The organism is Paractinoplanes globisporus DSM 43857 (assembly GCF_000379645.1).
In the GTDB taxonomy this organism is placed as follows: domain Bacteria; phylum Actinomycetota; class Actinomycetes; order Mycobacteriales; family Micromonosporaceae; genus Actinoplanes; species Actinoplanes globisporus.
In genome coordinates, this window is the sequence record NZ_KB903317.1 from 157,916 (window position 1) to 175,187 (window position 17,272).

Here is a 17,272-nt window from a genome sequence, read left to right on the forward strand (position 1 = left end):
GACAGGATCGTAAAGACATACTGGACCCATAGGACTTGTGGTGATCTGGCGGCGAAACCTAGCGTCGTCGGCGTGAGTGTTCTGTCTGAAGCCAGGGCCGCGCCGCCGGCGGCCGAGACGCTGACCGTGGTGCCCGCGCGGCATCCCTGGCGCTGGGTGGGTGCGGCCGCCGTGCTGGTGCTCGTGGCCCAGTTCGCGCACGGCCTGGTCACCAACCCGGGGTGGGACTGGGGCACGTTCGCCGGGTACTTCTTCGAGCGGTCGGTGATGCAGGCCCTGCTCATCACGGTCGAGCTGACGTTCGCGGGGGCCGTGCTCGGCTTTCTCGGCGGGATCGTGCTGGCGCCGATGCGGCTGTCGCGCAACCCGGTCCTTCGGTCAGTCAGTTGGACCTACATCTGGGTCTTCCGGTCAGTCCCTCTGATCGTCCAGCTCTTGTTCTGGGCGAACCTCGGCTACCTCTACGACAGCCTGCAGATCGGCGTGCCGTTCGGGCCCGGCCTCGTCCACTTCGCGACCAACAGCCTGGTCAGCTCGCTCGGCGCGGCGCTGATCGGGCTGGCGCTGCACGAGGCCGCGTACGCCGCCGAGATCGTGCGGGCCGGGATCATCTCGGTCGACCAGCGGCAGCTGGAGGCGGCCGCGGCGCTCGGCATCCCGCGCCTGCGCCAGTTCCGCCGCATCCTGCTGCCCCAGGCCATGCGGGCGATTCTGCCCAGCGCCGCGAACGAGCTGGTCAACCTGCTGAAGAGCACGTCGGTCGTGTACGTGCTGGCGATCGGCGAGCTGTTCTACCAGGTGCAGGTCGTCTACGGCCGTAACGGCCGGGTCGTGCCGCTGCTCCTGGTGGCCACGGTCTGGTACGTGATCCTGACCGCCGTGCTGAGCGTCTTCCAGCACTACGTCGAGCGGCATTTCTCCCGCGGGTGGCGCAAATGACCAAACCGCTGACCATGGTCGAGATCCGGGGCGTGCACAAATCATTCGGTTCGCTGGAGGTCCTACAAGGAATCGATCTGACCATTGAGAAGGGCAGCGTCACGGTCATCCTGGGCCCTTCCGGCTCGGGCAAGTCGACGCTGCTGCGGACGATCAACCACCTGGAGAAGGTCGACCGCGGCCACGTCCGGGTCGACGGCGAGCTGATCGGCTACCGGCAGGACGGCGACCGCCTCTACGAGCTGCACGAGCGGCACGTCCTCAAGCAGCGGGCGGGCATCGGGTTCGTCTTTCAGACCTTCAACCTGTTCCCGCACCTGACCGTCCTCGAGAACGTGACCGAGGCTCTGTTGCGCCGGCCGCGCGCCGAGGCGAAGCAACGCGCTCTCGACCTGCTCGACCGGGTCGGGCTGGCCGACAAGGCCGCCGCCTATCCGAGGCAGCTCTCCGGCGGTCAGCAGCAGCGCGTCGCCATCGCCCGGGCGCTCGCGCTCGATCCCAAGCTGGTGCTCTTCGACGAGCCGACCTCGGCGCTCGACCCGGAGCTGGTCGGCGAGGTGCTCGACGTGATGCGCGACCTGGCCCGCGCCGGCACCACGATGATCGTGGTCACGCACGAGATCGGCTTCGCCCGCGAGGCCGCCGACTCGATCGTCTTCCTCGACGGCGGCCGCATCCTCGAGCACGGCCCGCCGGCCCAGGTCCTCGACTCCCCGGTCCACGACCGCACCCGCGCCTTCCTCTCCAAGGTCCTTTCCTAAAACCAGGAGCCCATTCATGCGTACGCGCAATGCCCTGCTCGCAGCCGTGGTGGCGACAACCGCGACCCTGACCGCCTGCGCGGCCCCCGACGAGGCGGTGAAGACGGCGCCCGCCGCCGTCGAGGCGGCCACCGTGAAGATCAACGACGGCCCCGAGCAGAACCGGATCGTGCCGGCCAAGGTGGACGCGGTCGCGGCGCTCGTGCCCGAGAAGGTCCGCGCGACCGGCAAGCTCACCATCGGCGTCGGCGCGGCCGGCTCCGGCTTCCCGCCGCTCGCCTTCACCGCCACCGACAACAAGACGCTGATCGGCAACGAGCCGGACATCGCCGTCGCGATCGCCGGGATCCTCGGCCTCGAGCCCGACCTCGAGAACACCTCCTGGGAGAACCTTTTCATCGGTCTGGACAGCGGAAAGTATGACGTCGGCGCCTCGAACATCACGGTCACCGAGGAGCGCAAGCAGAAGTACGACTTCGTCTCCTACCGCAAGGACGACCTCGCGTTCGAGGCGAAGAAGGGCACGACCTGGGCGGTCGCCGGGCCCAAGGACGTGGCCGGCAAGAAGGTCGCGGTCGGCTCCGGCACCAACCAGGAGAAGATCCTGGTCGAGTGGAGCAAGCAGGACGTGGCGAACGGCCTGCCCGCGGTCGGCATCAAGTACTACCAGACCAATCAGGCCACCTACCTGGCGCTCGGATCGGGACAGATCGACGCCTACCTCGGGCCCAACCCGACGGCCGCCTACCACGTCGCGGTGGCCGGACAGACGCAGATCATCGGCACCTACTCGGGGGCCGGGGCGAGCCTGCAAGGGTTGATCGCGCTGACCACCAAGAAGGACAACGGGTTGGTCCAGGCGTACAAGGCCGCGCTCGACGAACTCGTGAAGTCCGGCGACTACGCCAAGATCCTCGCGCGCTGGAACCTCGCGAACGAGGCCGTCACCGCGCCCGAGGTCAACCCGCCCGGTCTGCCCATCGAGGGGAAATGACCATGGCAAACGTCCATCTCGCCGTCGCGCTCGACGGGACCGGCTGGCACCCCGCCTCCTGGCGGGAGCCGGACGCCCGGCCGGCCGAGCTGTTCACCGCGCAGTACTGGCTCGATCTCGTCCGCGAGGCCGAGTCCGGCGCGCTCGACTTCGTCACGATCGAGGACGCGCTCGGCCTGCAGACGGACCGGCCGGACGGGCCGGACGAACGTACCGACCACGTCCGCGGGCGGCTCGACGCCGTGCTGATCGCGGCCCGGGTCGCGCCGGCCACGAGCCACATCGGACTGGTTCCGACCGCGACCGTCACGCACACCGAGCCGTTCCACATCTCCAAGGCCATCGCCACGCTCGACTACGTCAGCCACGGCCGCGCCGGATGGCGGGTGCAGGTCTCGGGCCGGGCGCACGAGGCCGCTCACTTCGGCCGCCGGGTCGTCGGCCCGCTGGACGACACGCAGGTGCGGGAGCTCTTCGACGAGGCGACCGACTACGTCGAGGTCGTGCGGCGGCTCTGGGACAGCTGGGAGGACGACGCCGAGATCCGCGACGCCGCCACCGGCCGGTTCGTCGACCGTGATCGGCTGCACTACATCGACTTCGCGGGCCGGCATTTCAGCGTCAAGGGCCCGTCGATCACCCCACGCCCGCCGCAGGGCCAGCCGCTGGTCACGGCCCTCGCCCATGCCGAGATTCCGTACGCCTTCGTGAACGGGTCGGCGGATCTCGCGTACGTGACACCGGCGGATGCCGACCACGCGCGTGAGATAGTCGCGAAGCTGAACGTCCGCCATGTCTTCGCGGATCTCGTGGTCTTCCTGGATCCCTCGGCCCGGGACCGGCTCGACGCGCTGGACCGCGCGGCGTACACATCGGACGCCGCGGTCTTCAGCGGCACCGCCGAGCAGCTGGCCGACCTGGTGCTGGAGTGGCAGGCGGCCGGGATCACCGGCTTCCGCCTGCGGCCGGGCCGGCTTCCCGCCGATCTGCGCTCGATCACCCGCTCTCTCGTGCCCGAGCTGCGGCGGCGCGGCGTCTTCCGGGAGGCGTACGAGGCGCCCACGCTGCGCGCTCTGCTCGGGCTGCCGCGTCCCGCCAACCGCTACTTCGCCGACCGGGGAGCTCGCGTTGCCTAAGCAGATTCACCTCGCCGCACACTTCCCCGGCGTCAACAACACCACGGTCTGGAGCGACCCCGAGTCGGGCAGCCACATCGAGTTCGAGTCGTTCGTGCGGCTCGCCCAGACCGCCGAGCGCGCCAAGTTCGACTTCTTCTTCCTCGCCGAAGGGCTGCGGCTGCGCGAGCAGGGCGGCCAGATCTACGACCTCGACGTGGTCGGGCGGCCGGACACGTTCACGGTGCTGTCGGCGCTGGCCGCGGTCACCACCCACCTCGGGCTGGCCGGCACGATCAACTCGACGTTCAACGAGCCGTACGAGGTGGCCCGGCAGTTCGCCTCGCTCGATCACCTCTCCGGCGGCCGGGCCGCGTGGAACGTCGTCACCTCGTGGGACGCGTTCACCGGCGAGAACTTCCGGCGCGGCGGCTTCCTGGCCGAGTCCGACCGCTACAGCCGAGCCACCCAGTTCCTGGCCACGGCCTCGGAGTTGTTCGACTCCTGGCCGGCGGACGCCGTGGTCGCCGACAAGGCCGGCGGGACGTTCCTCCGGGACGGCGCGGCCGGCACGTTCAAGCACGCCGACGCGCACTTCGACATCAGCGGCCGGTTCAACGTGCCGCGCAGCCCGCAGGGCCGGCCGGTGATCCTGCAGGCCGGCGACTCGGACGGGGGCCGGGAGTTCGCGGCCGCCACCGCCGACGCCATCTTCAGCCGGCACGGCACGCTGGACGACGGCCGGAAGTTCCACGCCGACGTCAAGCGCCGTTTGGCACGGTACGGCCGCCGGCGGGAAGATCTCCTGGTGCTACCGGCGGCGACCTTCGTACTCGGCGACACCGACACCTCCGCGCGGGAGAAGGCGGCCGAGGTCCGGCGTCAGCAGGTCAGCGGCCCGACCGCCATCAAGCTGCTCGAGCAGCTGTGGAACCGCGATCTCAGCTCGTACGACCCCGACGGGCCGCTGCCGTCGATCGACCCCGAGGTCTCGGACGGGCACATCGCCCGCGGCCGGGCCAGCGTCCGGATGCACCGCGATCCGCTGCGGACCGCGCGGGAGTGGCGGGAACGGGCGGAGGCCGGCAACCTCTCCATCCGTGACCTGATCATCGAGGTGACCGGCCGGCAGACGTTCATCGGCTCGCCCGCGACGATCGCCGGCCAGATCGACGAGCTCGTGCAGCGGGACGCCGCCGACGGCTTCATCCTCGTGCCGCACGTGACCCCCGGCGGCCTCGACGAGTTCGCCGACACGGTCGTGCCGCTGCTGCAGGAACGCGGCGTGTTCCGTACCGAATACTCCGGTCCCACCCTGCGCGACCACCTAGGACTCACCCGATGACCATCGTCACCCCCGACCAGGCCGTCCTCGACAACGCGATCTGGCACTCGCTGACCGGCACGCACGCCCACCTGGCCGAGGTGCACGGCCGGGCGGCCCGCTATCCCGACGAGGTGGCCCAGTTCTACGCGCTGGCCGACCCCGACGACCCGCGCGCCTGGGCCGACCTGGCCACGCTGGCCGGCCCCGGCGCGGAGGTGGCGGTCGCCGGCCCGGTTCCCGCCGCGCATCCGGGCTGGGAGCCGGCCGACGAGATCCCCGGCGTCCAACTGGTCGACGTGGCGCTGCGCGCCGAGCCCTCAGCTTCGGCGGTCCGGCTCACCGCGTCCGACGTACCGGAGATCCTTGATCTGATCGAGCGAACCCGCCCGGGCCCGTTCCGCCCGCGCACCATCGAGCTCGGCACCTACCTGGGCATCCGCCGCGACGGCGCGCTGGCCGCGATGGCCGGCGAGCGGCTGCACCCGCCCGGCTGGACCGAGATCAGCGCGGTCTGCACCGACCCGGCCTACCGCGGCCAGGGCCTGGCGACCATCCTGGTACGAGCGGTGGCCGCCGGCATCCGATCCCGGGGCGAGACGCCGTTCCTGCACACGGCCGCCGCCAACGCTCCCGCGATCCGCCTCTACGAGTCGATCGGCTTCCGGTTGCGCCGGACGACCACGTTCGCCCGCTACCGCCGGCTCTGACCACCCGATAGCTCGTCAGTGGACGTCCCGCAGGACTTCACGAATCCACGGCACGATGTTGTCGATGCGGGCGCCGTTCTCGGTGGCAGTGTGCGGGCAACTCGGGCCGTTGCTCACCACGGCCACCAGCGCCGGCCCCCGGTGGCCGTGCTCGGCGAAATAGGGTCCGCCCGAGTCGTACGGGCACGGCGTGGTGTCGGGTTGGGGGGCGTATCCGTGCAGGCCGACCACGGGTTCGCTCAGCGCGACGACGGTCAGCTGGCCGGTGCGCAGCCGCGTGACCGGCGCCGGGTTCACGCTCGTGGTCGAGCCGTAGCCGGTGACCCGGACGATGTCGCCGAGCTCGGGTGCCTTGGTGGAGAGGCGGATCGGCCGGATGCGGCGCACCGGCACGGACAGCTCGGCGAGGGCGACGTCGGCGGTCGGCGATTGCCGGACGGCGATCACCTCGGCCTCGATCCCCCGCCCGGTGTCGGTGAGATCGGTACGGCCCACGGTCGCCGTGGTCAGGTCGGCAACCGGCCGATCGACCCGCACGTTGTTGGCGTCACGAAAACAGTGCCCCGCCGTGATCACCCAACGCTGCGCGATCAGCGCACCGGAGCAGGCGCTGTCCCGGCGCCCACCGCTAGCGGTAGGAATGCCGGTCATGGTGAGCTTCACGCTGAACGCATACCGCCCATCAGGCACCGGATCACCATCGGCGATGGCGTGCGCAGGACCCGCACCACCAAGGACGACCCCCACTGTGACGACGGCGGCAACAACACTGCGTCCGATCGATCGCGACATCCGCCCAACCTAGCCATTCCCCGCGATCGATGCATCCCCCCGATCGCCAGGCGGCCACCTCACCCTCGACACGCACGCTGCGGCTCCCGGCAAGAGCGCCCTCCCATGCCGGTGCGCGAACTCGCCGACCACCTGCCACGGGTTGGCCTGCTGAGGGTGTTTCGTTGCCGCGTCCTTTGCTCTGCTTACAAATACGCGCTGTTCGGTCTGCTACATACAGCGCCTCGGGTAAGGACTGCTGAGCAGCTGCGCGTATGGGTAGGCAAGGAAAGGGTGTACCAGTGGAGCGCCGAACCGGTGAAGTCCATCCGATGGTCGTGGTATGCGGATCTGTCGCAGACAACGCGCGTCCAACCTCTCGCGCCCGGCGCGCCGCTCGAGCGGCGCGCCCGTTCGACGACACGCGTAGCTGTCGCAATCGACGGTGGTGCCGAACTCACGAACAGAACCACACGGGCATCCACCTTGCCACCCAGCGCGACCGCTACAGCCACTCGGCATCGCGACCTCAACCCACATCTGAGCCAGCCATGCCCGCCCGAATGGGGCCACACAACACCGCCGAATCGGATGACCGCGGCACCGTCAGCCGTCCGGCGCGATCAACGCGATGTTGAACAGCCTGCCTGCCGCGATCATCAGGAAGCGGCCGAGCCCATCGGGGACGACGCACTGCTCGTAGGTGTTGTCCCCCCACGCGCGCACGGTGCCGTCCACGCCGAGCGCGAGGCAGTGCGACTCGCCAGCCGCGACCTGGGCCGCGCCGCCCGGTAGGCGTCGGGGCGATCCGGCCGGCGCATGACCCCACGACAGCAGCGTCCCATCCGTGCGGACCGCGACCGTGTAGGCGGTGCCGGCAGCGACTGCCGACACGCCGACGGCCTCAGCCAGCACTGTGGACTGTCCGTGGTCATTGCGCCCCCAGGCGGAGACCGTGCCGTCGGCGTGCAGGGCGACGCTGTGCGCATCACCCGCCGAGATCTCGACGACACCCCGCAACCCGGGCGGCACCCGGGCCTGACCGTCGCCGTTCTCACCCCAGGCGGCCACCGTGCCGTCGGACAGCAGCGCCAAGCTGTGCCAACCGCCTGCCGCCACGCCGACGGCGTTCCCCAGGGATTTCGGCGCCCGGACCTGTCCACTGTGATTGTTGCCCCATCCGGTGACCGAACCGTCGGAACGAACGGCCAGATTGTGCGCGCCGCCGGCCGCGATGGTCCGCACCCTGCCCAGCCGCCTCGGCACCCGAGCCTGGCCGAACGCGTTGTCGCCCCACGCGACGACGTGCCCGTCCACGGCTAGAGCAAGCCCGTGACGATCCCCTGCAGAGATCACCGTGATGTCTCGAAGCCCGGCCGGCACGGCAAGCCGCCCAAAATCGACCGCGGAGGTGAGAGCGAGGGTGAAGCTAGTGTTCCGGCCGCCCCAGCCGACGACGTTGCCTGCCACCGCCGATACACCCGCCCTCGGCGAACTCGCCGTATCGACCGTTGCCGGCGGGGCTGGCCTCGCTGTCGGGCCGGCCCGAGTCATCGACCGAGGCCAAGCTGGCGCGGGCGGCACGGCTGCGGGAGCCGGGCGTGGCGGGGTGATGGGCGTCGGCACCGCGACCGCGACGCCGGCCTCGGGGGTCATCGCCGTCTCGGTCACCACCAGCGTCCCTTCACCCATGTCGAACCGCCGTGGGCGTTGCGGTGACGGCCCGCTCACAACATGGTGATAGACGTACTCGTAGAGTTCGTCGATCGTGATCCGCCCGTCGCGGTCCAGGTCGGCTGCGCCGGTACCGATGCCGGTCACCAGCGCGTCGGTGAAGTACGAGGGACGCACGACGGCCGAGCTGGCATCCTCGAAGCTCGCATCGCGCTGGCCGGAAGCGGTCAGCACCGCCACTCCACTGCCCTCTGGCAGGCCGCGCACCAACTCCTCAACGGCCTCGCTCCCGGATCGGGCTTGCATGCCCGTGATGAACCCGCCGCTGAAGCAACAGTCGACCAGCACCACCGTGGCCCTGGATCGACTGTCGTAGATCCGGTCGCGCACCCATTCCGCGGCTACGGCCGTAGCCCGGAGATACTGCTGCTCGGTGTCGGCGAACGCGAAGTGGAGCTTGCCGCGCTGATCCAGCACCCCATGACAGGAAAGATAAACAATATTCAACGCATCATCGACACTTGCCCCCGCCAGGAACGCCTCCACAGCGAGCTGACCCTGCCGGGCCGTGCCGTCGATTTCGGCCGCGACCTGGTCGTACCCGGCATCCCGCAGCACCCGGGCCAGTTCCTCGACATCGAGGCCCGGCGATCTCAGCCGCGGCAGCGAGGCATCGGCGTAGCTGCCGCAACCCAGTAGCAACGCTCTGCGCCTCGCCGGTACAGGCCTCACAACTCGTCCACCCGCCGGAGGTACGCGGCCACGAGTTCATCACGTTGGGCCCTGGACACCCGTCCCCGGAACCGGTGTCCATCGATCTCAATCTCCACATCATCCGGTTGGCGGCTCAGCCACGAGGAGATGACGGCCATAAGGCTCTCCACCACCGTCGGCCCCAGCGAGACGACCAGGGCGCCGACCACAACGAGGGCGCTCGACTTCGCGCCCTCCGGCGGCCGGCCGGAGGAAACCGGCTCGGCGCTGTCCACTTCGGTGTCGAGAATCTCTCGCCGCAGCCCGGCGGTCAGGTCCGCGACCCCGTCGCCGTCCAGTCCCGGGCACACAACCCGCAGGGCTATCCCGAGCCGTGCCATGAAGACCACCCATCCATCGACCGAACCAGAGCATGGGACGACCGCGACCATAGCGACCCCAGTTTGCCCGAACCCTCATCCACGTGGTGGACAGTTCGAACCTGAACGTCGATATCTGGCGCCCGACCCCGGTCGGGAAGCCTTCGACGGATACTTACCCGTACGGATGAATATCCGTCGCACGTAAGCGCATACGTACGGATACGGCCGAATTCCGATGCCGGATTCAGGTCGGCCAATCGATAGTAGGGGTCGAACTCTCAGTCGTCCGGATCAGCCAGTTGGCGGTTCCTCGGGCGCAATTCCCGCTGCGACAGTGAGGGCCCCTGGGCGGCACAGCGATCGACTATGTGATCGGTGGTGGAACTCGATGACCGCGACGTTCGACACCTATTCTTCTCTGCATCGTGAACGGCGTGGCTGCGGCCGACCGGGCTGCGACGCGTCGGAGCCCTCGGATGTCAGGGTGCTGTGCCGGGCGCACGGCGCGTGGCTCGTCCTGGCCGGAATCCCGCCGCGAACCCGTTACTCATTGGGTGCCGCCGCCTGCGTGCTGACGGCGATCGCGTTCTTCGTCGCTCCGCTGCTCGACAACGCTCTGCCGATATTCATCGTTCTCGGCGCCGCGGGTTTGGTCGTTGTCGCCCTCCCGCTGCGGAACTTTCCCGTGGCCGGACGGTCGGTCGGCGCAGGCTGGGTGGTCGCCTGCGTCCTCGCGTTCGTCCTGAACGACCCGCACGGCGGGGCATTCCGGCCGGTCATCACGGTGATCGCACTCCTGTTGGCGCTCGGCTGGACTGTGCGCCTCAGCGGCAAAGCGGCCACCACCAACAGGTTGGCCGGCCCAGACGGCGGCGTCGCCGGCGCAGCCCTGATCGGGGCCTGTCTCGGCGTGGCGAGCGCGGCGGGCCTGCTCTGGCTGACCGCCACCGCGCCCAGTGACGGTTCGGTGCTGCGCCTGCCGCGAGACATGTCCGCACCGCTGGCATGGGTGGCCTGGCTGACGATCATCTTCGCTGCGCTGGCGCTGGGAGCATTCGCGGCGGTCCGTGGCACGGTCCGCTGGTCCGACCCCGAACAACGGCTGATCGCTTCGCCACCTCGGCCGCCGAGGATGGCCACCTGGGAGAACCGCGGTCGTTCTGGGGGTGCCGCAGGATCGCCGATGGACCGCCTCTTCGACGGCCTCCTCCACACCGCGACCCAACTCGTCCTCTCGGTGGCGGACGTCCTGGTCTACGTCCTTTATTACTGGACGTTGCGGATCCTGGTTGCAGTGCTGAATTGGGTCTTCCTGTGGGTCGGCGCAATTCTCGAAATCTCCGCGCGAGCCATTGTTCTGTTCCTCAGATCGGCCGCCAACTCGACCCGAATGATCTTTGTTCCGACGGTCGCCCTCCTCGTTGCGGCCGTACTGACGCTGAGATTTTCCGGGGCGCAGGTTTCCTACGCCGAGAACGGTTCCGCCACCGACCTCGGGCCGCTCGCGGGCTACGCGGTGGCCGCCTACTGTCTTCTGACGATCGCCTGGACGGCACTATCCGCGAAGGGCATACGCGACCTGACGGAGACTGTTGTCGACCTGACTTCGCACTCGCTTGCGGTCAGCCTTGTCGGCATCTTCCTCCTCGGCTGGCTGTTCGGCATCCTTGGCTTGTTCGGTTACGGCACCTACCACATCGGCGTTGCGACGGTCGGCTGCACCGTACTGATCGTGATGATCCTGGTCATCCGCAAGCTGCGCACGAGGTTCTCCTCCGACGCGGCACCGCGGCACGGCGTGGCCACCCGCGACGCGTAAGTGGCCGGGCGGTGCCCGCCGGATTCGTTCCCGGCTCAACGCGTAGCGCCGGGGGTGGTGCCTCCTGTCCGAACCTGCCGTGGCGGTGGCCGGCTGCCGAGACTGGTCGGTGGGGGTCGGCCGTGGCTTCCAGCCGGACCCTGAATCACCCTCGCCGACGGCATCCGCACCTGCCCGAAGCGCAAATCTCGATGGATGCGGTTGAACCCGGGACGCCAGGCAGTGCTCGCCCTCGCCCACCTGCGCTCCGGCGCCCGCGCCACGACCATGATCGTGCAGGCCATCCTCGTTCGGCACCACGTCGAAGCCAACCGCTACGAAAGATGAAGTGCTCCCGCTTTGGCGTGGTCTCCTCGTTTGGCTCGCTCGGGCTCACTTTCTGCATCTTTGATCTCGGTTGCCTGCTCCACCGCCTGGTGTGCCAGCTCCGTCAGGTTCTGATCGCCGGTCAACAGCCTAAGTTTTAGCTGCGAGTTTCGCGGCTCTGCGTAGAGTTTGTAGTACTCGTCTCGTGCGGCGGTGAAGGCGTTGCCGCTCGGCTCCTCTTGGTAGCGATGCCAGCGGTCGTATGCTGCCCGCCGAAGGTCCGTTACCGCAGCGGCGAATTCGGCATAAGCGGCAAGACGCTGCGACCAATATCGTTCATCTCGCGCGACACGCATTTGGCGATCGGAGGCGTTGCGTTGAAATAGATATGTGGCGGCCGACCCGAGCAGCGTGCCGGCAACTGCGACTGTGGCGCTCACCGTTGAACTCATGTCCCAAGTCATTTGCCCGGAAGCTGCTCGAAGGTGCCGCTCGGGCGTTCCACGGTCACCGGGCTGCCGTAGTCGGACAGCTCCAGCGTCCCGTCGAACACGGCGGTTTCCGTGGCGAAGCGCTGGGTGGCCTGGTAGACCACCTTCGCGATCCGCTTGTCCGAGCTCACCGTCACGTCACCGGCCATGGCGCCGCCGGTGAGGCCTTTGCGTGGCGGGATGGCTACTTCGAAGTGGTACCTGTCCGGGCCGGTCTGGCTGATCTTGGCGCCGGAGTTGGTGAGGGCATCGAACAGCTGATGTGGGTCGGCGGAAAGAGAGAGCACGCCGGTCTTGAGGTCGTAGACGAAGTTGGTGTATTTCTTGCCCGGGTCATGCGTCCAGTCCACGCGCTGGTCAATGCTGGGGGTGGGCTTTCCTTTCGGGTTGCTGGGGACGGGTTGGAGGTGGACCAGGTCGGCGGTGTAAAGGTCGCCGTTGACAAGCCGCTGTTCGCTCCAGGGCCGAGCATGGCCGGACGCGAAGAACAGGTACCCGGTTGTCGTGGCCGGGTCGAATGCCCCGGTGACGACCATCGATGGGCGGCCGGGCTGGCTCCGGACGACGATGGTGTTCTTCACTCGGTAGCTGATGTCCTGGCTGGCGGAGACCGCGGCGGCCAGGCGCACCTGCGGTGACCCCGCGCCGGCCACCGGCCGGTCGAGGGGGGCTTCCGGCCCGGTGTCGCCGGCGGCGAGCACGCCGGCGGCCAGCGCGCCGGCCAACCCGACCACACCAACCGCGTATGCGCTCCGCGTGACCATCGTGCGACGCCGCTGGCTGCGCAGCGTCTGGCCGACAAGGTCGGTGGTGATGGTGATGCCGGCGACCCGCTCACGCATCCCCTCGGTCAGCTGTTCCTCGATGAGGTTCGTCATTTTCCAGCTCCATTCCATGCCTGGACGTCCTCGGTCGCCCAGTCGGCGGTGAGCTCACGCAGGCGGGCAAGCCCGCGCGAGGCGGTGGACTTGACGGTTCCGACCGAACACCCGAGCACATCGGCGGCCTCGGCCTCGCTGAGCTGCTCCCAGTAACGCAGCACCAGCACCGCGCGCTGCCGGGGCGGCAGGGTCGCCAGCGCCTGCACGAGCGCGTGCCGCAGGTGCACCGCGTCGGTGCCGTCCGGCTGCCCGGGCGGTTCCACCTCCGCCAGCACCTCCGGCCGGCGCCGCCGTGAGCGCCACTGGTCGACCGCGAGGTGGTACAGGGTTCGGCGCAGGTAGCCTTCCTTGTCGCCGCGCACCCGGCTCCAGTGACGCACCAGCCGCTCCAGAGCCGCCTGCAACAGGTCCTCGCCCGCTGCCCGGCTGCCGGCCAGTAGCACCGCCGTGCCGAGCAACGCGCTGCCCCGCTCGGCGACGAGGGCATCCAACCCCTCATAGCTGTTCTTCCAGCGCACGCGGGTTCTCCTTCCGTCGCTGGCAAGGACGACGGCGACGCCCGAAAGGTTGACCCGGCCTACGATGACCTCGGCTCGCTCCCTTCCGCGCACGATATTGGAGGCACCTTGAAGCTCTTGCTCACCTCCGGTGGCGTAACGAACCCGAGCATCCACGCGGCGCTCGTGCAGCTACTCGGCAAGCCGGTCTCCGAGTGCCGCGCCCTGTGCGTCCCGACGGCCCAGTGGGGTCACCCGATGTGCGGGCCGGAATCGGTGCGGGGTTTCGTGGCCGCCGACCCCGCGCCCGATTGGCAGTACCTGTCCGGCCTGGGCTGGGCTTCGCTCGGTGTCCTCGAGCTCACCGCGCTACCCAGCATCGGCCGGGAGCGCTGGGTTCCCTGGGTCCGGGAGGCCGACGTGCTGCTGGTCGACGGCGGCGACGCGACGTACCTGTGTCACTGGATGCGAGAGTCCGGGCTGGCCGATCTGCTGCCCTCGCTGCCCGACACCGTCTGGGTGGGCGTAAGCGCGGGAAGCATGGTGATGACGCCCCGGATCGGGGCGTACTTCGTCGAATGGCCGTCGGCGCCGGACGACCGAACCTTGGGAGTCGTCGACTTCTCGATCTTCCCGCACCTGAACCTCTTCCCCACGAACACCCCGGCCGACGCCGAACGGTGGGCGGCCGACATCGGCGTCCCGGCGTACGCCATCGACGAGCAGACGGCCATCAAGGTCGTCGACGGCTCCGTCGAAGTGGTTTCCGAAGGGCAATGGACGAAGTTCGGGTGATTGTCACCTCGGCGGCCATCCGGATCAGCCGCGATCCCCGCGCTGCACGAAGCCTTTTCGGTGGCCGAACGCGGCCGGTATCTGGTCGCTCAGCGCTTGGCCGTGCCTCGGGCGATCTCGCTGATGGCGGCGCAGATCGGTGGAAGGACCACGCCGATCGGTTTCCCGGGGTGGCGGCCGGGCTTCTAGCGTGGCGTGTCGCGATCGCGTGCGTCGAGGTGATGAGTGATGGCCAGAAAGGACCCGCAGGAGCGGAAGGCGCTGAGCTATGCCCGGGACCGGCGCAACGATTACGGCGAGAACGACAAGAGCTCCCGCAAGAGCATCCGGCGCAACAAGCGCGTTCCGCATCGCGCTGACCGGCACCGCGAGCACCAGGTCTTGGCGGCCGCGGCGGGGTCCGGCGTCACTGCCGAGGTGGCGGAGGGGGCCGAGACCAGGTTGTACGCGAAGAAGTCGATGTGGCTGACGAAGCGGTGGAGAAAATGGCGCGACGCCCCGTTGGCCGATCCGCGTGGCTTACGTATTGCAGTGCGTCAATGCCCCTGCCCGCGCATTTGCTCCAGTGTCGCGCATTCGCCAACGGCCTGGTTGCGGATCTCGGCCAAGGGCTGGGGCTGGGGCCGGCATCTTCTCGCGAACGCCGCAATTTCGGCCCAGGGCAAGGACGAGCGAGCAGCGGCGCATCTATGCGGGACGCCGGGCACCGACCCTGAGATTTTCGAAGGCTCCGGTCAAGCCCCTTACGGGAGCGGCACCGCGGAATTCAGGGTGACGTCGGAGCCGATGCCGGATGGCCCGGCGAGCGTGATCGACCAGGCTACGAAACATGTCAATGATCACGGGGAGAAGTCGGCTGCGGCCGCCGGAAAACACCGTCGAGCGGGTGCGTTTGCTGCCACAACTGGCCATCATGGTCGCGGCTGTCGCGGCGTACTTCCTGGTCCGGGGCGCTACTCAGGCGGCCACGGCCGAGGCCGTGCGCAACGCGCATTCCGTGGTCGGCCTGGAACGCGCGCTCGGGCTCTTTCACGAACCCGGATGGCAGGCGTCGGTGATGAGCATGCCGTTCTTGCGTACGGTGCTGAACGACATCTACATCTGGGGTCATTGGCCAGTCATAGCGATGACGCTGATCTGGCTGGCGCGGCGGCATCCCGCCGTCTATCTGCGGGCCCGCAACACGATGCTGGTGTCCGGTGGGATCGGGCTGGTCATCTTCGCGACGTTCCCGGTGGCGCCACCGAGGCTGGCCGGTCTCGGCATGACCGACACCGTCACGGTCGGTGCGCACGCCTACCGGGTGTTGCAGCCGGCGATGTTCACCAACCAGTACGCCGCCATGCCAAGTCTGCACGTGGGCTGGGACTTGGTCATGGGGCTGGCCATCGCGGCGGCGTCCCGGCACGCGGTGCTACGGCTCGTCGCGGTCACCCTGCCGGTGGCCATGGTGATCACCGTCCTGTGCACGGCGAACCACTACGTCGTCGATGCGATCGCCGGCGCAACCCTGACCACTCTGTGCTGGCTGTTGGTCGGATCGTTCAGGCCACGGCGCGTCAGCACGGTGACATCGTTGCCGCGGGAGGATTTCGACCGGCTGCCGGCGCTGGCAGGACAGCGCTGAACCGACGCTCGGCCGACGCACGCGTGAATGCGTGGCTCGTAGCAGCCGCTGCCGCCGTCAGTCGGCGCGGTCCAGGATGTTCGCGCGGGCCTCGGCGTACCGTTCGCGGATCGCCGGCACGGCATCGGCCTCGTGCGTCTCCACCGGGCCGGCCGCCCACGACGGCGGCCGCGGCCCACCCGAGAGCACCCAGGCCGCCTGGCGGGCGGCGCCGTCGGCGACGGACTCCCCCAGCGGCGGGACGAGCACGGGGCGGCCGAACACCGTCGGCGCGATCCGGCGCACCGCCTCCGAACGGGCGCCGCCACCGACCAGGATGACCCGGTTGGCCGTCGTGCCCTGCGCGATCATCGCGTCCAGCCCGTCGGCGAGGGCACACAACATGCCCTCCACCGCCGCTCGGGCCAGGAGCGCCGGGTCCGCGGTGTGCAGTGTCAAGCCGTGCACGGCGCCGGTGGCGTACGGGCGGTTCGGGGTGCGCTCGCCCTCCAGGTAGGGCACCAGCACCAGTCCGTCGGCGCCCGGCGGGGCGGACAGCACCAACGCCGACAGGCCCGCGTGGTCCACCCGCAGCATGGTCGCGGCCGCGTCCAGCACCCGGGCGGCGTTGAGCGTGCACACCAGCGGCAGGAACCGGCCGGTCATGTCGGCGTACCCGGCCACGATCCCGCTCGGGTCGACCGCCGGCACCTCGGACACGGTGGACACGATGCCGGAGGTGCCGATCGAGACGATCACGTCGCCCGGCTCGGCGCCCACGCCCAGCGCCGCCGCGGCGCAGTCGCCGGCGCCGGGTCCCAGCGGAGCACCGGTACGCAGGTGCCCGGCCCGGCCCGTCGGCCCGAGCACCGGTGGCAGCAGAAGGTCGTCGCGACCGAACGCCAACCGGGCCAGGTCCAGGCGGTACGCACCGGTCGCGGCCGACCAGTATCCGGTCCCGCTGACGTCGCTGCGGTCGGTGCGCAGCGCATCCAGCCCGGGAGCGCCGGCCAGTCGCCAGGTCAGCCAGTCGTGCGGCAGGCACACCGCGGCCGTACGGGCGGCGTTGCCCGGTTCCGCCGAGGCCAGCCAGCGCAACTTGGAGACGGTGAAGCTGGCCACCGGAACCAGGCCGACCGCCTCCGCCCACGCTCGCTGCCCGGCCTCGCCGCCACCGAGGTCCGAGATCAGGTCGGCAGCGGCGCCGGCCGAACGGGTGTCGTTCCACAGCAAGGCGTCCCGGACGACCGCGCCGTCGGCGTCCAGGCACACCATGCCCTGCATCTGCCCGGCGATCGAGGCGGCCGCCACGTCCTCCAGACCGCCCGCCTGCGCGACCGCGTCGGACAGGGCGGCCTCCCACGCGGCCGGCGGCACGGCGGTGCCGACGGGGTGCGGAGCGCGGCCCTCCCGCACCAGCTCCCCGGTCCCGGCGTCGCGGATGACGACCTTGCACGACTGGGTCGACGAATCGACCCCGGCCACGAGCGACACGGGTCTCTCCTGCGCTGTC

At 69.6% G+C, this 17,272-nt stretch carries 16 protein-coding genes and 1 pseudogene; 10 read left to right on the plus strand and 7 right to left on the minus strand.

Annotated features, from left to right (window positions below):
- Nucleotides 1-72: 72 nt before the first annotated feature.
- Genes A3CQ_RS0130690 through A3CQ_RS0130715 form a run of 6 tightly spaced genes read left to right on the plus strand, consistent with a single transcriptional unit; the run spans nt 73 to nt 5,843 of the window.
- Entirely contained in the window at nt 73-939 is an 867-nt protein-coding gene (locus A3CQ_RS0130690) for an amino acid ABC transporter permease (RefSeq protein WP_020514787.1), read from the plus strand.
- Entirely contained in the window at nt 936-1,700 is a 765-nt protein-coding gene (locus A3CQ_RS0130695; protein WP_020514788.1) for an amino acid ABC transporter ATP-binding protein, read from the plus strand. The genes A3CQ_RS0130690 and A3CQ_RS0130695 overlap by 4 nt, the downstream gene beginning before the upstream one ends.
- 16 nt (nt 1,701-1,716) lie before the next feature.
- Nucleotides 1,717-2,694, plus strand: a complete 978-nt coding sequence (locus A3CQ_RS0130700) for an ABC transporter substrate-binding protein (protein ID WP_020514789.1) — start codon at nt 1,717-1,719, stop codon at nt 2,692-2,694.
- A gap of 2 nt (nt 2,695-2,696) precedes the next feature.
- Nucleotides 2,697-3,830 (plus strand): LLM class flavin-dependent oxidoreductase, encoded by a 1,134-nt coding sequence (locus A3CQ_RS0130705; RefSeq protein WP_245577386.1) that lies wholly within the window; start codon nt 2,697-2,699, stop codon nt 3,828-3,830.
- Nucleotides 3,823-5,154, plus strand: a complete 1,332-nt coding sequence (locus A3CQ_RS0130710) for an NtaA/DmoA family FMN-dependent monooxygenase (RefSeq protein WP_020514791.1) — start codon at nt 3,823-3,825, stop codon at nt 5,152-5,154. The genes A3CQ_RS0130705 and A3CQ_RS0130710 overlap by 8 nt, the downstream gene beginning before the upstream one ends.
- Nucleotides 5,151-5,843 (plus strand): GNAT family N-acetyltransferase, encoded by a 693-nt coding sequence (locus A3CQ_RS0130715; RefSeq protein WP_020514792.1) that lies wholly within the window; start codon nt 5,151-5,153, stop codon nt 5,841-5,843. The genes A3CQ_RS0130710 and A3CQ_RS0130715 overlap by 4 nt, the downstream gene beginning before the upstream one ends.
- Before the next feature lie 15 nt (nt 5,844-5,858).
- Here A3CQ_RS0130715 and A3CQ_RS0130720 read toward each other — a convergent pair whose 3' ends face one another.
- From A3CQ_RS0130720 to A3CQ_RS0130730, 3 genes are all read right to left on the minus strand, one after another.
- The gene (locus A3CQ_RS0130720) at nt 5,859-6,635 is read right to left on the minus strand and encodes a trypsin-like serine protease (protein ID WP_026206366.1); all 777 of its coding nucleotides are present in this window, start codon (nt 6,633-6,635) and stop codon (nt 5,859-5,861) included.
- Between the two features lie 585 nt (nt 6,636-7,220).
- On the minus strand, nt 7,221-8,990 hold the full coding sequence (locus tag A3CQ_RS57840; protein WP_020514794.1) for a caspase, EACC1-associated type: 1,770 nt from the start codon (nt 8,988-8,990) through the stop codon (nt 7,221-7,223).
- Nucleotides 8,991-9,016: 26 nt separating this feature from the next.
- Nucleotides 9,017-9,382 carry a hypothetical protein gene (locus A3CQ_RS0130730; RefSeq protein WP_157296552.1) on the minus strand — a complete coding sequence of 122 codons (366 nt, stop codon included), beginning with the start codon at nt 9,380-9,382 and terminating at the stop codon, nt 9,017-9,019.
- Between the two features lie 370 nt (nt 9,383-9,752).
- On the opposite strand from A3CQ_RS0130730, the gene A3CQ_RS0130735 reads away from it, so the two are divergent.
- Both A3CQ_RS0130735 and A3CQ_RS61170 read left to right on the plus strand, forming a co-directional pair.
- Nucleotides 9,753-11,183: a hypothetical protein gene (locus A3CQ_RS0130735; protein WP_040433242.1), complete on the plus strand. Its 1,431-nt coding sequence runs from the start codon at nt 9,753-9,755 to the stop codon at nt 11,181-11,183.
- A 122-nt stretch (nt 11,184-11,305) separates the two neighbouring features.
- Nucleotides 11,306-11,453 (plus strand): annotated as a pseudogene (locus A3CQ_RS61170) (IS5/IS1182 family transposase); the annotation flags it as partial.
- Nucleotides 11,454-11,497: 44 nt separating this feature from the next.
- Here A3CQ_RS61170 and kilB read toward each other — a convergent pair.
- From kilB to A3CQ_RS0130755, 3 genes are read right to left on the minus strand one after another with little or no spacing between them, the layout of a single operon-like run.
- Nucleotides 11,498-11,953 (minus strand): plasmid transfer protein KilB, encoded by a 456-nt coding sequence (gene kilB / locus A3CQ_RS61175; protein ID WP_157296554.1) that lies wholly within the window; start codon nt 11,951-11,953, stop codon nt 11,498-11,500.
- A complete protein-coding gene (locus tag A3CQ_RS0130750) occupies nt 11,950-12,858 on the minus strand; it encodes a hypothetical protein (protein WP_020514799.1) in 909 nt (302 codons plus the stop codon). Before A3CQ_RS0130750 ends, kilB begins: the two co-directional genes overlap by 4 nt.
- On the minus strand, nt 12,855-13,379 hold the full coding sequence (locus A3CQ_RS0130755) for a SigE family RNA polymerase sigma factor (RefSeq protein WP_157296556.1): 525 nt from the start codon (nt 13,377-13,379) through the stop codon (nt 12,855-12,857). The genes A3CQ_RS0130750 and A3CQ_RS0130755 overlap by 4 nt, the downstream gene beginning before the upstream one ends.
- A gap of 108 nt (nt 13,380-13,487) precedes the next feature.
- Here A3CQ_RS0130755 and A3CQ_RS0130760 point away from each other — a divergent pair, with 108 nt between their 5' ends.
- Together A3CQ_RS0130760 and A3CQ_RS0130770 are read left to right on the plus strand one after the other, a co-directional pair.
- On the plus strand, nt 13,488-14,153 hold the full coding sequence (locus A3CQ_RS0130760; protein ID WP_020514801.1) for a Type 1 glutamine amidotransferase-like domain-containing protein: 666 nt from the start codon (nt 13,488-13,490) through the stop codon (nt 14,151-14,153).
- 829 nt (nt 14,154-14,982) lie between these two features.
- Complete coding sequence (locus tag A3CQ_RS0130770) at nt 14,983-15,780, plus strand: phosphatase PAP2 family protein (protein ID WP_157296558.1); 798 nt, start codon at nt 14,983-14,985, stop codon at nt 15,778-15,780.
- Nucleotides 15,781-15,837: 57 nt separating this feature from the next.
- On the opposite strand, the gene A3CQ_RS0130775 is transcribed toward A3CQ_RS0130770, so the two are convergent.
- Nucleotides 15,838-17,253, minus strand: coding sequence for a xylulokinase (locus A3CQ_RS0130775; RefSeq protein WP_020514804.1), 1,416 nt, complete (start codon nt 17,251-17,253; stop codon nt 15,838-15,840).
- Between the last annotated feature and the right edge of the window lie 19 nt (nt 17,254-17,272).

Coding starts and splice junctions, on each gene's coding strand:
- A3CQ_RS0130705 (WP_245577386.1), top strand. CDS start 2,697: ATGGCAAACGTCCATCTCGCCGTCGCGCTCGACGGGACCGGCTGGCAC.
- A3CQ_RS0130770 (WP_157296558.1), top strand. CDS start 14,983: ATGTCAATGATCACGGGGAGAAGTCGGCTGCGGCCGCCGGAAAACACC.
- A3CQ_RS0130750 (WP_020514799.1), bottom strand. CDS start 12,858: ATGACGAACCTCATCGAGGAACAGCTGACCGAGGGGATGCGTGAGCGG.
- A3CQ_RS0130695 (WP_020514788.1), top strand. CDS start 936: ATGACCAAACCGCTGACCATGGTCGAGATCCGGGGCGTGCACAAATCA.
- A3CQ_RS0130730 (WP_157296552.1), bottom strand. CDS start 9,382: ATGGCACGGCTCGGGATAGCCCTGCGGGTTGTGTGCCCGGGACTGGAC.
- A3CQ_RS0130715 (WP_020514792.1), top strand. CDS start 5,151: ATGACCATCGTCACCCCCGACCAGGCCGTCCTCGACAACGCGATCTGG.
- A3CQ_RS0130735 (WP_040433242.1), top strand. CDS start 9,753: ATGACCGCGACGTTCGACACCTATTCTTCTCTGCATCGTGAACGGCGT.
- kilB (WP_157296554.1), bottom strand. CDS start 11,953: ATGACTTGGGACATGAGTTCAACGGTGAGCGCCACAGTCGCAGTTGCC.
- A3CQ_RS0130700 (WP_020514789.1), top strand. CDS start 1,717: ATGCGTACGCGCAATGCCCTGCTCGCAGCCGTGGTGGCGACAACCGCG.
- A3CQ_RS0130720 (WP_026206366.1), bottom strand. CDS start 6,635: ATGTCGCGATCGATCGGACGCAGTGTTGTTGCCGCCGTCGTCACAGTG.